The organism is Aequorivita sediminis (assembly GCF_032080575.2).
Lineage (GTDB): Bacteria > Bacteroidota > Bacteroidia > Flavobacteriales > Flavobacteriaceae > Aequorivita > Aequorivita sediminis.
Genome location: NZ_JAVLSO020000012.1, coordinates 37,421 through 53,969 on the forward strand (window position 1 = coordinate 37,421; position 16,549 = coordinate 53,969).

Genomic DNA, 16,549 nt, shown 5'->3' on the forward strand with positions numbered 1-16,549 from the left:
ATTGAATAGATTACCGAATTTAGATCCACTACGGTTTTTCCTGGCTTCCATCGTGTTGCTATTCCATTTACCTCAGCTTTCGCACAACCAAGGGCTTCCGTCATTTGATGGGCTTCCCATTTATCATCGTGGCGTGGAAGCAGTTTATATGTTTTTTATTTTAAGTGGATTTCTTATTATTCGTCTTATTTATCGCGCCAAAATTAGAGGTGTATTTTCAATAAAAGACTTTTATATTCGTCGCGTTCTTCGAATCTTCCCGCTTTATTATCTAGTTTTAATATTTGGTCTCTTTTTTTATAACGTGATTTTGCCTTTTGCAAATATTCCTTTTGATATAAATTACACTTGGAAAGAAGCATTTTTTTATAATGTATTTTTTCTTCCTAATGTGTTTGCACAAAAATTTGAACCAGGAGGTATTATTGAAGTTCTATGGTCCATTGGTATTGAAGAGCAATTTTATCTTGTTATTGCACCACTGCTGTTTTTTATAAATGTTAAATGGGTATTACGCGTTTTAATAGGCCTTATGATTGGGTATTTCATCATTTATTGGTCTGATGCTTTTGAATTTCTTCGGGAGTATATCTTCGTATTTTTCTATTTATTTTTTGGTGGCATAATTGCAATATTAGAAGAAAACAAGAAACTTGAGTTTTTAAAACGTACGGTTATTTTTCCAATACTTATTTGCTCGTTCACATTGCTTTACTTTATTACCGATTGGTTGCAAATAGAACCATTATGGGCTCGGTCTATGTTAACTTGTTTATTGTTCGGGTTTTTTATCCATACTTTAGCCTTCAATAATAGAGGTGTAGCGTTAAAGAGTTCTATTTTTAATCATCTGGGGAGTATTTCGTATGGTATTTATATGTATCATGTTATAGTATTGAATGCTGTGGTGTTTTTGTTTTTAAAAGTGGACTTTTTACAAAACCTTAATGAAAATTTAACCATAATTTTAATGCACCTGCTTATCTTCGTAGGAACAATTTTAATAGCTCATATATCATACACTTATTTTGAGTTATATTTTTTAAAACTGAAAAATAAATTTAGAAAATGACATTAATAAAATCTATATCAGGCATCCGCGGAACCATTGGCGGTTTGCAAAGTGAAAATTTAACTCCAATCGATGCGGTAAAATACGCTGCTGCTTACGGTAGTTGGGTAAAGAAACAACGTAACAAAGAAACACATAGAGTAGTGGTGGGGCGTGATGCCAGGATTTCTGGTGAAATGATTCAGCAATTGGTTATGAACACCTTAGTAGGGATGGGCATAACGGTAATAGACCTAGATCTTTCTACCACTCCTACAGTTGAAATGGCAGTAATGATGGAACACGCCGACGGCGGAATTATCCTTACCGCTAGTCACAATCCAAAACAATGGAACGCTCTTAAATTATTAAATAATAAAGGAGAGTTTTTAAATGCTGCAGCGGGACAAGAAATTCTTGATATTGCTGAAGCTGGAAATATAGAATTTGCTGAGGTTGATGACTTAGGTGAAATTCATAAAAACGATGCCTATATAGACTTACACATCGATGAAATTTTAGATTTACCTCTAGTAAATGTCGATGCTATTAAAGCTTGTAAATTTAAGGTAGTGGTTGATGGTGTTAATTCAACAGGAGGAATAGCGATACCGTTGTTATTAGAAGCTTTAGGAGTAGAGCCAGTAAAATTATATTGTACTCCGAATGGCCATTTTCCACACAACCCAGAACCTTTAAAAGAGCATTTGGGCGATTTAATGAAAATGGTGGTAGATGAAAATGCCGATTTCGGAATTGTAGTAGACCCTGACGTAGATCGTTTAGCATTTGTTGATGAAAAAGGTGAAATGTTTGGTGAAGAATATACCTTAGTAGCTGTTGCTGACTATGTGCTAAAGCATACACCAGGAAATACCGTTAGCAATATGTCTTCTTCTAGAGCTTTACGTGATGTTACCGAAAAACACAACGGAACTTATACGGCTAGTGCCGTTGGGGAAGTGAATGTGGTTGAAATGATGAAGGAAACCAAGGCTGTAATTGGCGGTGAAGGTAATGGTGGAATAATTTATCCAGAATTGCATTATGGTCGTGATAGTTTGGTAGGAGTAGCTTTATTTTTAAGTCATTTAGCAGAACAAAAAATGGCTGTTAGCGAACTGCGTAAGACATACACCTCATATTCTATGAGTAAGAAGAAAATTGAGCTTACGCCAACATTGGATGTAGATGCAATTTTAAAAGCTATGGAAGCCAAGTATGCATCAGAAGATATCAATACTGTAGATGGCGTAAAAATTGATTTCCCTGAAAATTGGGTTCACTTACGCAAATCCAATACAGAGCCTATTATTAGAATATATACCGAAGCTAAATCGCAAGAAGAAGCAGATAGCTTAGCCGATAAGATTATTGCTGAAATTAAAGCTATAGCTAATATTTAGTAATTATCATAGATTAAATATTAATGGCCCCAGTTGGGGCCATTTTTTTATGAATTTTAATTCCCTCAATTCAATATAAAGAAGATTCTTAATCAAGATGAATCGACCATTTTAAGTTTATTTCTTTGTGAATGGAATTAGCATAGGCACTTCGTTTTGATAGGTTTCATATTGTTTGCCAACTGCTTTTTTTAAGTCATTTTCTTAGCCTCCAGAGTTTTCTAAAGTCCATTTCAGGTATTTTTCTTTTAGCTCTTTATCTTTTTCGTTTATTCTAACAATTGTGCTATTGTCTCAATAATTTTTAGTTTAAAAATCACCACCGGTTCTGTAGCCTGTACATACAAAATAGTTTGACAATTTTTAAGCACTTTTTCTGATTCTAACCTACTACTATTTTCTGAAATAAGGTACTTACTTATTACCTCTGGCTTAACAATTTCATTAAAAATTTCTTCTAAGGATTTACTATATGCCCTCCCTATTCCAATTTTAAAATCAGCCCTTGTCAGAAAATGTTGAGGTGTAAGTTTCTTTTAATTTATTTCTTCAGGTTATGTTAAATTTCAATATTTGTAGATACAACCAATTTGTATCTATTATGAAATTTACTGCTATATTCCTTTTTATCTTTTTTATTGCTCTTGTAGATAACACCCATGCACAATATATCAGTGGGGTATATCAAGGGGAACAGACTAGTGGAAATTATGGAGCTAAGGCAGTTAAAACTGTGCCGAATGACGGTTACATTATGGTAGGAAGTAACACGATGAGAATTCCTGAAAACAAAGATGAAGTTTATGTTCTTAGAATTTCAGACAGTCTCGAACCAAAATGGTCTAAGACCGTTAAGATAGAAGGAAAGGTGTGGGGAAATTCTGTAGAGCTTACACCAGATGGAGGGTTTATCATTGCTGGAACTTCGGAGGCTAAATTCACTGAAAAAAAATCTATTTATCTGTTGAAGTTAAGTTCCGCTGGAGAAATTGAATGGTCGAAAAATTTGAGTGAAATAGAAGGAAATCAAGAAGGTAATGCAATTAAAGCAACCGAAGATGATGGGTTTGTTATAGTTGGTTCTACTCAAATAGTAGGTGAAGGTAAAAATGTATATATCGTTAAGTTGGACAGTGAGGGAGAGGTTGAGTGGAGTAATAGTATTGGTGGGCTTGGAAATGATATAGCACATGCAGTTGATACCACCTTAGATGGACAAGGAGGCTATATAATAGCTGGAGAAACAGACTCTTTTGATGTAAATCAAGGTTCAGCCGATAGTTATATTGTTAAGTTAGATTCTTTAGGAAATCTTGAATGGTCTACGCTAATTACCCCTTTTCAATGGAGTAAAGCTTATGGCGTAGTTGCTATTCCTGGAGATGGATATGCTGTAGCAGGGAAATTACTTGCAAATGGTTATATTGTGAAATTGGATGCCTATGGAAATTTAGAATGGAGCAATAAGTACGTTAATCAAACTCATTATTCAGGTTTTCACGATATTGACTTAATCGGTAATGGCAATTTGGTTGCTAGTGGAGTTGCGTCAGGAGGAGTGAGTTTCTTAATGGTAGAATCTAATGTAAATGGCGACTTTGTACAAGGAAATCAATATTTTGGGCAAGAGAAATTTGCAGCCTTCGCCTCAGCGCCAACCGATGATGGGGGCCTTATTACTGTTGGAACTAAAAATGCTAGATATAACGAGTGGGGGGATCGGGTTTTTTATGTAAAGCAAACACCATCTCTTCTTACTTGCGAATCTTTAATTCCAGTATATAGTTATGACGACATAAATGGTGTTGCGAGACGTTCGGGAGGAGTTGTAACCAAAGGGGGAGCGAGTTTAACTGATGTGATGTCTATAGAAGGTGAAGGATTCGATATATTTCGTCGTTGTAATTCGTTAGGGACGTTAGATCACTCTAAAATGGAGTTTTCTATATATCCCAATCCTGCATATGGTTACTTTTTCATTAATTCAGAAGCTCTAATATACCGAATTGAAATAACAGCCCTAGATGGAAAGAAAATTTATTCGTCCGACGTGCGGAACCATTCAATTTCTGTTAGCACGCGAGATTTTTCAGCGGGTATGTATCTCGTAACTATTCATTCAGAAGCTGGAAGCAGCACAAAGAAAGTGATGGTTTCTAAATAAGGCATAGTATCCTTTAATTGATGTATTTAGAATTTTGTTATTTGTCTGTCTCGTTGAAGTTTCACTTTATCCTAATAACATCTAGAAGTGCTATTTAGTATATTATTTTTTGTTTTCAGATTAGTACTAAACCTGTACCTAAAAGCCATGAAATGTCTAAGCATTAAAGATACTTATGGACTCGATTTGCTATTATCATCATAAAGGAGGATAAATAGAATTATGTATTTGTAATTCAAATGATGTTGGGGCACCTAGGCATTAACAATATTGCCGAAAACCTCTTCTACAAGTTTTTGAATTTGAATCACGGCCTTAGATACTAATATCATTTTTTTAAATTAAATTCTTATCTGATTTTTTCCAATATTTCTTTAAGTTCAGTTTCTTTCTGAGTTCCGATTAGTAATTTTTTTCCATTCCGAAGTTCTATAGCTAAACCTCTATTTCCTTTAGTGTTGTAGACAGTTCCATATTTTGTACCTAGCCGGATGCCCCATCCGCCTACAAATCCGTAATTTACTAGTTGAGCGCTTTTAACATCTTTCCAATTTATTTGTTTCTTGACAAAGGGGAAGAAACTCATTCGGATTTCACTTTGGTCAATATAAGTTTTTAGTCGAATAAACCAAAACAAAGCAATTAAGCCAAAAATGAAAAGAGAAAAAATAATAAGCCCTAAGGCGGACATAAGGTTATCACCAAATTTTTTCTCGATAATTAATTGCTTATAAATTCCTAAAATAGGTAAAATTCCAATTCCGATTAAAATTAGCCACAACCACCATTGTGTAAATCTTTGTTCTTCTATAAAAACAATCTTCATATTTAATTAACTGATAAGGTTAAAGTGAAAACACTTAAGTTTATACGGAATTAAATGTAAGGAATTTTAGACTGAAAATGGATGCTGTAATCCTTAAAATAGCGCAGATTACGCCAAAAGTACTCTATCCAATTAATTCTAATAAATATCCTATGAATTTCTATTTTCCAATTCTTGAACTGCTAATTTCAGAATTTTTATTTGTCCGTAAATATTATTCCACGGTTCAGCATTAATTTGAAAAGTTTCTGTTTTTTTTCCGAAAGAGTTTTTATACTTAACGACAAATCCTTTAAAGTGATCCAATTCAATAATTTCACTGGTTTTTAGTTTTAGTTCTTTTTTACCACCTAAAAAGGTATAACTTATTAGACTAATCTGATCTCCATTAACATCTATTTCAAGTAATAATTTCTGTTCTTTTATTGTTAAGTACATCGGGTAAATTAATAATATCAACCAGGTATACCATTCAATTGGCATAATGGTATTGAATAAATATATAATCAAGCCAACTGTTATAATGTTGACCAACAATTTCCAAAGTATTGATATTTTAAGGTTATGTATTAAGTGATCATTCATTTTTAAGTTCCTGAGTGTTAATTAGTGCCAAAATATAAAATAAGGGACGTTTGAAGGATAACATTTGCCTTTCTACATTCCTTTCAAACTTTATAAGTTTATAATATGTAGTCCATATTGATCAAAATGCTGAATTAAATGATTCTTTTCCTCTGTGGATTTGAAATAAAACGGAATTGAAAACTCGATGTAAGTTGGATAAAGTTTACCCTTAAAATTGCTAAAAGAAGTTTCCCCATCTCTGAATTCGACTTTGAAGCTAATATAGTTTTCTTCTTGCTTTAGCCATATGCCTATGTCTTTGCTAAATTCTCTTTTTTTTACAACGCCATAATTATATTGATGATTATAATCAACGGCTGTGTAAGTGATTTCTTTTGTGATTTGAGCCTCATTATTCTCCCATACAAGCGGTGTAAAAGAGAATGTCCATGCACCCACATAGGAATAATATCCACTGCTTAGCATTTCAAATGTTTTTTTAAAGAAGTTAGGATGTGAAAGTTTTTCTTCCTTCCAGCTACCTGAAATATCGAGCTCATCTGGCCATAGATAATGTGCTAATTCGGGAATAAATTTTACACATTCTTGCTTTACTTCTCGTTCTCTTTTTTGCATCCGCACGGACTTTTTATAATAGGGAGATTCCTTATCCTTAATAACGGAATAGTTATATAAACACAAATTCTTTTTTTCTTCTAAACATGTGAATAAATAACCTCTATGATATTTTGCTAAGGAGAAGTAGTTTTCCTTGTAAAAATAAAACACCGTAGTTTCAATAAAAGATTCTCTTATTCCTAGACCTTTTTTAGTAACTAGTGCAAAGGAATAATCACCTGGCGGTGGAAACTTACCTTTTTCCCATGCATCTGGAGCGGTTAAAACAAAACTGCGTCTATTTTCTTGAAAGGGAGCTACAAATTTATTCTGCTCCTCTTTTGAGTTCGCCCAGAAACCACATTCCTCCCATATTTCTTGCATGGCATTAATATCTTCGAGCTGGTCGGAATTTTTCAAAACACGTAGTAAATCGTATATATGCTTAGATTTTTTTAGCTCGTCTATTGTTGTTTTTGCCATTTTTGGATGATTGAATTTGTTAAACAAGTTGGTTGGATTCACCTCAATATTTACGCTAAATGCGGATAGTCCGTACATTTGCTTTCATAGATTTTCACTCGACAAGTGTTCAACCTATATCAGGGACGTACAAAAGACAAGTGACTGAATATGATTAAATTCTAAATTACCACATAACCCGGATTTTTACATGTACGATGTTAGGCAATGCTATTTTTATAATCTGCCAAAACACTTAATTGCTCCGTATTCCCTGTTTTAATTTGATGGTCTCTGTCAAATTTAATTTCATTTTTTAATTGTATTGCTCTAGGGATTATGTTTTTAAATCTTACCGGTGGTATATTCAAGCTATTACGAGTCTCTTCATCAATAAGATAATTGGCGATGCTTCGGTGGATATAGCCCATATTCCTTTTCACGATGTCCAGTTTTAATAAACTGATGGGCGTATTCTCATCCAAAAGTGAATTGGTGAGTGTTATAGAATCATTGTCGGTAGCGTTCTGATACGGTGTCCAAAATTTAAAGAATCCCAAAGCCTCCTCCTTATTATTCGGGATTATATCCAAAGGTACCCCTAAGAGATAGGTTACATATTTCCACAAGTGGAATATTCCTTTTTCTTCCTCTTTAGAATATTTAAAATTAAGCTTTTTTAGACCAAATAGATAATAAACAGTAAAGGCGATGTTAGTGGCTACCATATCAGCATAATTGATGGCGATACCATACTTCTCCCGATCCCAGTGCGGCATTTTTTCCTGAATCATTAATCGAGAAGCACTATGGACCAATCTTGTGATCAAACACGCATTGATACGCCTGTTTTGGGAGTCGGCTGTCGTTCTTGAGACATTCACCCAAAAGTTGAGAGTGTTATGGAGTCGGGTAACTGCACCTTTATTTAAAGAGCCAGTTGCAACAAGAGGTTTTGTAAGGTTTGCAAAATTATAACCGCCTAATAGTGCAAAGTTTCTTAAAACCAAAAGTCCTATTAAACCGCTTCGCTCAGATAGTTCTGAACCTACTTTTATAAGTTTTTCATCTAACCAAGATGGTTTTATTTCTAAATTTTTCTTAAAATCGAGGAAATCTTGTGGTAGATTTTCGTCTTTGCCACTGTGTAAGGATTTCATAATAATTTTAAAATCTTCATTTTGCATCCAATTTTTAACCAAAAAATCTACTTCTTGATCGTATTGGTAGAAAAGATTTGAATTATGCTGACTTGCAGGTACATCTTTTCCTGCCCATTCTATGAAATTTCTTCCATTGCCAATTTTCCAAAAATTTACATATGTATTATTTAAATTCATCGTTATTCGTTTTTCACACTATCGTTTAACGTTTATACACGGCTTAAATTTAATTTTTAAAATTACTTAAATAAAGTATAATTGCTAACACTACCATGGAATCAAATGCGATATCAAATGTGTAAGTCAAATCAAATCGAAATAATCAAGAGTGCCACAATCAATGGAGAATCAAACTAACCGAAAAACGGTATAGACTACGTCTTGCCTATTATTTTTTCTATACCTGAATCAGGAATAAGTTCCATTAGGCATAATAATTCAATTCCAAGACCCTAAATGGCCAGGCCAAAGATTATAACTAAATAGCTTTCATTAAATACTATTTAAAAATAACCTATTGCAATTGCCAAACCAACAAGCGTAATACTCACACTCGTTTGTTGCTGTAATAAAAATGGTATTTGAGTTGGCATTGTCTAAAAAAATTACCATCCAAGCTTTTAACTCGATTATAGGTAAAGTTTCCTTGTGCCATATAGTCCTTATTAACTTCGTTGTCCCGTTCGCCTACCAAATTCGGTACGCTCTGTATCTTTTTGTTTACCATTAATTGAAAACCAACACTCCTGTTGCTGGCTATTGTTTCCATGGTTATCGGTAGATTTTTTATAGATTGTGGTTGCTTCTGTGCCTATACATTAATTGCGCACACAGAATGAATAGCATCAAATAAGATTTTTTCATTTTTAAAAGGTTTAGCATTTAAATTATTGTACCCAGGGGGGGTAACATTTTTAAAGCGTCTTCATTTAATTGTGCTGCGCATTGAGCAGTTTCTTCTTTCAGAGACTTTTACAATTCGGTCAAATAGATTTTAGAAACGCACCGGTCATTCGGGGCGTTTCTTCGTTCTACCAGACCTTTCTTTTCTAAAATATCAACGATACGGCTAACATTGGCTCTGTTACGATTGGTAGATGTTGCCAGTTCAATCTGTACAAGGCCTTCCTTAATCCAATGGTGCGCCAAAACACGAAATTGATTGGGCGTAATGGGTAATAAGACTCTTTCAAATTCCTATCAACAAGAAAATAACCCTTGGAGTATTAAAGTTTTTTTAATTAGATACACATTACATGTTTATATTGCCTCCTTAGAAGTGGTCGCATAGTCTTTGGTGAAAACACAATTTGTTGTGGTATAAACACTAAACATACATTTGTTGCAATGAATACATCTTCCTTCCAATTGAGATTTAGATTTTAGTTTGTTTACTAAATCAGGCTCACGAAGTAACGCTCTTCCTAAGGCTACAAAAGAAAATCCATAGTCCATCGCTTTTTGCATATGTGAATAATCATTTATCCCTCCCAGTAAAATCAACTGAGCATTCTTTACGATAGGTTGAAACTGCCTAGCCGACACTAACATATACATATCGTCGTAAGGATATTCTCCCAACATCAATTTACCAAATAATTTGACGCCTAGTTTAAATATACCTTTTTGAGTTGCAGCCATACCATCTATATCTGTCTCTCCTCGAAATAAGTACATTTGTTTATACACAGAAGATCCTACCGTCAATTCAAAAGCATCTACAGCTCCTGTCTCATCGAGAATTCTCACCGTTTGTGTTGATTCATCAAGCCAAATAGAACCTTTAATTCCATCATCCATGGAGATTTTAACGATGATGGCTACGCGCTCTTTTACACGCTCCTTTACAGCATTAAGAATTTCCACTGCAAATCGGGTTCGGTTTTCTATAGATCCTCCATATTCATCTTTTCGTTTGTTTATCCAAGGACTAAAAAATGCAGATACGATATACAAGTGACCAAAATGCAACTCTATCGCATCAAAACCGGCGTCTGCAGCCACTTCAGCAGCGTCAGCAAATTGCTCAATTAATTGAGCGATTTCCTTTTTTGTAATTTCTCGACAAACTTGAAAACTTGTTGGGTTAAAAAACTTAGAAGGAGCGATGGGTTGAACGCCATTAATTTTTTTATGCGCAACGGGACCAGCATGTCCTAATTGAGCAGAAACCTTTCCCCCTGCATTGTGCATGGCTTCGGTGAACTTCTGTAGACCAGGAATATTTTCTCGAATCATCAAAATTTCTCCAGGAGCTGCAAAACCATGAGGTGAAATAGCACAATAGGCTAAAGTCGTCATACCCGTTCCGCCTTCTATAAATCCTCGATGAAAGTCAATAAGTGCCTGTGTAACTTTTCCCTCGGGACTTCTACCTTCACTAGTGGCTGCTTTTATGATACGATTTGGCAAGGTAATCGGTCCAAGTTTTAAAGGTGAAAACACATCTGAGACTGCATTTGTTTCTACTTGATTACTCATAGGCTATTGCTTAAGATTATTTATATAATTTTATGAAGATGATAAATGCAAAAAAAATATTGGATTGTAAATACACTTTATTCAATGCTAACGTTTGTTATACCCTTCATTCAAATTTAAAAAAATCCAGCTATTATTACAAAATACGGGTTTAAACATCCTTAGCCTCTGTTTTTTATCCCGCACAATACCCTTCTTACAAACAGTTTTTAATATCTTCTTCTAATTTATCTAAATTAGATTGGAAACCTTTATATTCCCGGAAGGAATCCTTTATTTTTAGGTACAAGTCGTTTGCCTTATTACACTCTTTAGATTCAATATATACGGTTGCCAATGTATATTCGGCAATAGTAATGAATTTGTTATCTTTTGTAATTGAGATTATATAATCTAAAATCTGTTTTGCTTCTTCAAACTGATCATTTCTACAGTAAACCCTACCCAAATTAGTTGCGGCGTTAAAGTATGTTGAATCTGAACTCACCAAAGCCTCTTGATAATATTCAATTGCCATTTTTGCCGTTCCTATCTTACTATAAATATTTCCTAAGTTAGTTAGAATCACGGGATTGTCAGGTTCTAGTCTGTAAGCCTGAATAAAGTACTTTTCTGCATCTCTAATTTTGCCATTTTTTATTTGTTGTATTCCTGAATCATTTAATTTTTCAGCTTCTCTGTTCTTAAATTTGAAATTATTGATAAAAAAATCATTTTTCGTTACACCTTTATTAAAATAGATATGGTTCTTTCTTGGATTATCAGTACAAGAAAAAAAACTAAACACGTGAAAATGATTCCAAAAAGTTTCATAATTATTTAAATGGTGTAAATATTCTATGTTATGTTGTAGCGCTGTTTTATTTCCCCGTTACCGGGCGATTGCATGCGTGGCCACTATCGCTTAATGGTAGTGATATTTTTATCATTTTTTTTCTTTAAACGCTATCTGTTATTGCTTTTCAATATTTTGGTCGAGTAGTTGGGCTTTTAATTCAACTGAAGGAAACCACAAGGGAGCACTCATGCGGTAGCGGGCTAATTTGACATTAAAATTATCTTATTTTTTTACTCAATTTTTCCATTTTGTAAGATAATTCAAGCAAATCTGTGAGCAACATATGTACAGCATCCTCACTCAAAACGCCTCTTTTAAGGTCTTGTGGGATTTCATGTCTTTTGTCTGCCATTACATCTTTCATATATTGAGATTCATAATATTTTTTTAATGTGTTTAAATTTTTCAAGGAATCATTAAGTTCATTCAACACATTATCAGATTTTTCAACAACTAGAGTGAGTTCGTCTAATATGTTTTCCATTTTTGTAATACGATCTATTGTATTATTCATAAGTAGATGTTTATTTTTATTTCACAACTCTGTAATTTTAGAGTTGTTTAGTTATAGAATGCCAGGTTTTATTGATAATGAACCCGCTTCTCGCGCGATTGCATTGTGTGATTTCCATGGCATCAATGTAGTAATATTTTAATTATTAACTATTCTTTAATCGATATCCGCTATTGCTATTCAATATTTTGGTCGAGTAGTTGGGCTTTTTATTTAAATGCAGGATAGGACCTATGCGGTAGCGTGAGAATAGAAATAAATATATTAAAAATTAGTCTGTTTATACTATGAAATTCTTTTTTTATCAAATGTGTGGCATCGGGTTATCTATTGTTGTGTTATGATATTTTTCTAATTAGTTTATTATAGTCATAGTAAATTTTCTCCTTTCGTTTTTTTCCTTTGATCCACCCATATACTTTCTTCAATTCAGGATTATATTCTATCGAAGTTTCTGAACAGTTGCCTAGAAAATAATGATCATACTTTTCCGTTGGCATTTCCTCATATTGAGAGAGATTTGGTGTCATTAAATAAACTTTGCTGATTTCGAAGTCTCTGACACCTGTTCGACAATCAGCACCATTTGATGCAAATATTCGTATGATTTTCCTTTTGTTCTTACCTTTAATAACAGAAATAATTTCCAGGTCAATGGATTCATAAAATTCAGGAGGATGATTATATTCCTCCTCAAATGAGGCATTGACAGCATCTTCTAGAGTTGTAAATGTTTTTCCATTTTCAAGATGGAAATTTCGTTCAACAACTTTTGCTAATACTACTAATTCTGCATTTTTAGCTGTTTTAATAAAATTACCATCCCAAAAACAATTACAAGCGAAGGTCAAGGTAGAACTTAAAATAAAAATTATCGTTAGAATTGGATTTTTCATTATGTTATATAATGTCTCCTATAGGTACAGTATGAGATTGAGACATTTATTTTTCGATTAATGACTTACTTTAAATTTATAAAATTACTGTTGGGTTTGGCACTTATCTGCTATTGCGATTATGCATTGTTGTCACACGTAATTTGTTAAAGGAATATTGCAATGTCAAAATATGAAAATTCCGTCTCTCTTCCATGCGGAACATTCGTAAATTTATATAAAAAACTAACTTAAGTTTAGTGAGGGGGACTTGTAAATGGTACGTGATGTTATTTTAGGCACTTTATGCCTGATACTATACACATCGAAGTCTGTATTATGGTTTGTGGAAATAATGCTTTTTTAATGGTATCAATGGTATCACTCCATAGTAATCACAATCTTTCCTTTGGTGTGACCATTTTCTAAGGCAGTATGTGCTTCTCTAATTTCATCAAGGGAAAAGCGCTTAGAAATAAATGGTTTTAATTCACCAGTATTTAATAGCTCGGCAATGCTCTGCATATCTTCCTTCTTGTTTTTAAGTGTAAATCGTACCCCAATGCATCCTACCTTTTCGGCTTTTTCTTCAACCTCGGCATTTGTGGCACTCGGGATACTAATTAAGATACCTCCTGGTTTGAGAGATTTTAAAGAGCGATCGATATAATCGCCGCCAATCAAATCGAAAACCACATCCATATCTCTAGCTTCCTCTTCAAACTTTTGGGTTTTGTAATCAATGAAATGATCGACGCCTAATGATTTTACAAAATCTTCTTTGGGTGAGGAAGCCGTTGCCCAGACTTCAGCGCCAAAATGTTTGGCGAACTGAACTCCATAATGTCCAACACCACCAGAAGCCGCGTGAATCAGGACTTTTGTATTGGGATCTAACTTACCGAAATATTTCAAAGCTTGATAGGCGGTAATCGCGGCAATAGTACTTGCTGCTGCATGTTCAAAGCTTACATGCTCAGGAATAATAGTCAAATGTTTTTCTTTGGCAACAAAATACTCGGCGTAGGTTTTTCCGAATCCGGGAAACCCGACAATCCCGAAAACATTATCACCAGGCTTAAACGAAGAAATATGTTCTCCTACTTTTTCAATTACACCGCTGGCGTCCCATCCTAAAATTGGATGTTCGTGTTTTAGCAAAGGTTCGCTATAGCGGTTTCCATTTCGGGTTTTTACTTCGATGGGATTGATGCTAGCCACTTTGGTTTTAACTAGAATTTCGTCGCTATCTATTTCTGGAATTGGAATCTCTTTTACTTCCAGTTGTTCTACACCACCAATTCCTTTATATATAGCTGCTTTCATAACTTTAATATTTAGTGTTTTATTAATAATTTGCTTTGCTGTTATTTGGGGTCTGTATCTTTTCTTTAGTCTGTAATATTAAGCGTATCCTTCAAAATGTGAATATCAACCTTCTTGCGTTTGGTTAGGTGCGTGATTAAGTACTTAATTTAACAAATATAAACCAAATAGACACGAGCACGAGGTGCGTATTGTGCGTAGCAAAAATCTGCGTCTTGATAGTTATTGGGATTAGTAAGTAGGCAATAGCTAGCAATGAATTATATACTTTTTTGTGTGGCGTTATTTAATTTTTCAATCGTTTCATCCAATTCTTTCTTTAAATATATTTCTGTCATTAAAACGTCATTGGTTAGCAATTCAAAAATTCCGATTATATCTAAAATTTTCGTATCTGAATCTATTCCAATAAATTTAGTAGTTAAACTTCTTCCTAATTCAGTATTTGAATTTAATTTTTTATAAGCATTCGATATTAGTTTTATTTTCTCAATATCTAATTCTTGAAAAATTCCGCCAATTTTTGCACTTTCAAATGCTATGTCTTCAATACCAGGAATTCCAAGCCCATTCCAATTTGGAATAGAATTATGTCTAAATATAGTATTTGAAAAATACGGTAAATATGCATTTTCCATTGAAATATTTTTTCTAATACTATCAAATCCTACTTTAATGTTTTGATGATAAATAATAGATTCTTCTAATCTTAATGAGTTTGATTGCAACTCTTTTGTTATTAATCCCAAGGATTCTATAACATTTTCTTTCATTTTTTTATCAGACTTGTATTCACTCACCTCTATCCCTAAAAAAACTCCAAAAGCAACAATCAACAATTCAAGTATATATTTTAATACGGCCTTTTTTTTTATTTTCATTTCTATGGTTTTAATGCCAGAAAAATATTTTAAAATAGACCTTTTTGACATTCTCATTTTTAATGTTCGTTAAGGTATATAGTTTACAAATTAAGGACATATGCTTTACACTAGATTGTGACATAGTCTAATTGATACATTATTACTTGTTTTTTACCACAGTACTTTGTTGTACGCAGTTATTTTACACGGTCTAATGTCATTTCAAAGAATTGATGCCAATTTTCTCCTTGCTTTATTTCTCCGATTTCGTACCACTGGTCTTTTTCATTTAGCTCTATTACATAACGCATATTCTCGTTTGGATACCAATGGAATTTTCCATTTACTAATTCTCCTTTGAACTCTCCTTTTCTTCCGTTTTGTAAATATGATTGAAAAGTATAGTTATTCTCTTTTTTATTATATGAAATTATGGCCATAGCGTTGTGAATAATCATACCATTATTACGTCCTACACCGTAAATCAAAATTACCGTACTATCCAATTTGAACTCTATATCTTCTGTTTGTTCAAATTCAGCTTTTTTCCTGTTTGCACCCATCATCCATCCTTTTCCTTTCCATTTACCTGTAATAAAATCGAGTTTAGAAACTTCAGATTTAGATATAGAATCCGTTTCAAATGATTGTCCGAATGACGTTCCGATAATCATTGTTGAAATAGCTATAGTCAAAAATATTGTCTTCATAATTTTGGTTTTAATTGCACCCAATGTTGAAATAAAGACAGTGCTTTTGCAGAATCTTATCGCGTAAGCTTGATTTTACTTTTAATTACCATTTTCTGAGCGTAGCAATGTTAAGCATTGACTTTATTTTTTGTTGGTAATAGTTTTTGTAATTCAGTAAGCTTTCTGTTTATTTCACTCCAAGGACTAGCATTATTGTAAAATTTTTTATACACAGGACCGTTTTCACCGTTTATAACAATAGTTATTTGATCCGCACCTTTACTATTCATTTCTTCAATATCTTCCAATTTAATTTTTATTTCTTCTTTTCCAAATACAATACTATAATGAACGATGGTAATTAAGTCATTCTCCGTTTCTACATCTATAATGAGTATTTTATAGAAGAGGTCGTATAGAAATCTCCCAACGATTAATATAATAAGTGTCGACCAAAAAAAGTGTTCAGAGAAAAAGTCCATTACAACAATAAATAAGGAAAAGCCTACTGTGTAGAGCAGTCCATATATCGTCTCTTTTTTATAATTGTCTATCATTTTAGTTTTGGTCAATTATTGCTTACGTTATTTTATATGGCTCGTAGCTTGCAAATTTAAAAATTTGGCGACTTTCCAAATATGCTTTAACTTCGGTTAAGCAACTAATTAGCTATGAGCTATATACGTCTTAAGTTTACAATTCA

The 16,549-nt window shown here is 33.3% G+C and carries 17 protein-coding genes; 3 read left to right on the forward strand and 14 right to left on the reverse strand.

Translation table 11 applies throughout. From position 1 onward, the window contains the following. Position 1 precedes the first annotated feature (1 nt). The 3 genes from RT250_RS13015 to RT250_RS13025 all read left to right on the forward strand — a co-directional run bounded on the left by RT250_RS13015 (position 2) and on the right by RT250_RS13025 (position 4,621). Positions 2-1,072 carry an acyltransferase family protein gene (locus tag RT250_RS13015; RefSeq protein ID WP_313115264.1) on the forward strand — a complete coding sequence of 357 codons (1,071 nt, stop codon included), beginning with the start codon at positions 2-4 and terminating at the stop codon, positions 1,070-1,072. Further along, positions 1,069-2,457 carry a phosphoglucosamine mutase gene (gene glmM / locus RT250_RS13020; RefSeq protein WP_313115265.1) on the forward strand — a complete coding sequence of 463 codons (1,389 nt, stop codon included), beginning with the start codon at positions 1,069-1,071 and terminating at the stop codon, positions 2,455-2,457. Before RT250_RS13015 ends, glmM begins: the two co-directional genes overlap by 4 nt. 601 nt (positions 2,458-3,058) lie before the next feature. After that, the gene (locus RT250_RS13025; RefSeq protein ID WP_313115266.1) at positions 3,059-4,621 is read left to right on the forward strand and encodes a T9SS type A sorting domain-containing protein; all 1,563 of its coding nucleotides are present in this window, start codon (positions 3,059-3,061) and stop codon (positions 4,619-4,621) included. A 349-nt stretch (positions 4,622-4,970) separates the two neighbouring features. On the opposite strand, the gene RT250_RS13030 is transcribed toward RT250_RS13025, so the two are convergent. The 14 genes from RT250_RS13030 to RT250_RS13090 all read right to left on the reverse strand — a co-directional run bounded on the left by RT250_RS13030 (position 4,971) and on the right by RT250_RS13090 (position 16,418). Continuing rightward, complete coding sequence (locus RT250_RS13030) at positions 4,971-5,447, reverse strand: phosphoethanolamine transferase domain-containing protein (protein WP_313115267.1); 477 nt, start codon at positions 5,445-5,447, stop codon at positions 4,971-4,973. Positions 5,448-5,597: 150 nt separating this feature from the next. After that, positions 5,598-6,032: a hypothetical protein gene (locus RT250_RS13035; RefSeq protein WP_313115269.1), complete on the reverse strand. Its 435-nt coding sequence runs from the start codon at positions 6,030-6,032 to the stop codon at positions 5,598-5,600. Between the two features lie 90 nt (positions 6,033-6,122). Then, the gene (locus tag RT250_RS13040) at positions 6,123-7,193 is read right to left on the reverse strand and encodes a hypothetical protein (protein WP_313115271.1); all 1,071 of its coding nucleotides are present in this window, start codon (positions 7,191-7,193) and stop codon (positions 6,123-6,125) included. A gap of 122 nt (positions 7,194-7,315) precedes the next feature. Beyond that, positions 7,316-8,434 carry an oxygenase MpaB family protein gene (locus RT250_RS13045; protein ID WP_313115274.1) on the reverse strand — a complete coding sequence of 373 codons (1,119 nt, stop codon included), beginning with the start codon at positions 8,432-8,434 and terminating at the stop codon, positions 7,316-7,318. 370 nt (positions 8,435-8,804) lie between these two features. Beyond that, positions 8,805-9,026, reverse strand: coding sequence for a hypothetical protein (locus tag RT250_RS13050; protein ID WP_313115275.1), 222 nt, complete (start codon positions 9,024-9,026; stop codon positions 8,805-8,807). 203 nt (positions 9,027-9,229) lie between these two features. Continuing rightward, entirely contained in the window at positions 9,230-9,430 is a 201-nt protein-coding gene (locus RT250_RS13630) for a MarR family transcriptional regulator (RefSeq protein WP_353963220.1), read from the reverse strand. 87 nt (positions 9,431-9,517) lie between these two features. Next, positions 9,518-10,738, reverse strand: a complete 1,221-nt coding sequence (locus RT250_RS13055) for an NADH:flavin oxidoreductase (RefSeq protein WP_313115276.1) — start codon at positions 10,736-10,738, stop codon at positions 9,518-9,520. A 196-nt stretch (positions 10,739-10,934) separates the two neighbouring features. Then, positions 10,935-11,525 carry a tetratricopeptide repeat protein gene (locus RT250_RS13060; RefSeq protein ID WP_313115277.1) on the reverse strand — a complete coding sequence of 197 codons (591 nt, stop codon included), beginning with the start codon at positions 11,523-11,525 and terminating at the stop codon, positions 10,935-10,937. Positions 11,526-11,793: 268 nt separating this feature from the next. Then, positions 11,794-12,090, reverse strand: a complete 297-nt coding sequence (locus RT250_RS13065; RefSeq protein WP_313115279.1) for a DUF4298 domain-containing protein — start codon at positions 12,088-12,090, stop codon at positions 11,794-11,796. A 338-nt stretch (positions 12,091-12,428) separates the two neighbouring features. Further along, positions 12,429-12,986 carry a hypothetical protein gene (locus tag RT250_RS13070; protein ID WP_313115282.1) on the reverse strand — a complete coding sequence of 186 codons (558 nt, stop codon included), beginning with the start codon at positions 12,984-12,986 and terminating at the stop codon, positions 12,429-12,431. Between the two features lie 360 nt (positions 12,987-13,346). Next, on the reverse strand, positions 13,347-14,291 hold the full coding sequence (locus tag RT250_RS13075; RefSeq protein ID WP_313115284.1) for an NADP-dependent oxidoreductase: 945 nt from the start codon (positions 14,289-14,291) through the stop codon (positions 13,347-13,349). A gap of 260 nt (positions 14,292-14,551) precedes the next feature. After that, the gene (locus tag RT250_RS13080) at positions 14,552-15,172 is read right to left on the reverse strand and encodes a hypothetical protein (protein WP_313115286.1); all 621 of its coding nucleotides are present in this window, start codon (positions 15,170-15,172) and stop codon (positions 14,552-14,554) included. Between the two features lie 179 nt (positions 15,173-15,351). Further along, positions 15,352-15,864 (reverse strand): hypothetical protein, encoded by a 513-nt coding sequence (locus RT250_RS13085; protein ID WP_313115287.1) that lies wholly within the window; start codon positions 15,862-15,864, stop codon positions 15,352-15,354. 110 nt (positions 15,865-15,974) lie between these two features. Continuing rightward, entirely contained in the window at positions 15,975-16,418 is a 444-nt protein-coding gene (locus RT250_RS13090) for a hypothetical protein (protein ID WP_313115289.1), read from the reverse strand. Positions 16,419-16,549: the final 131 nt, after the last annotated feature.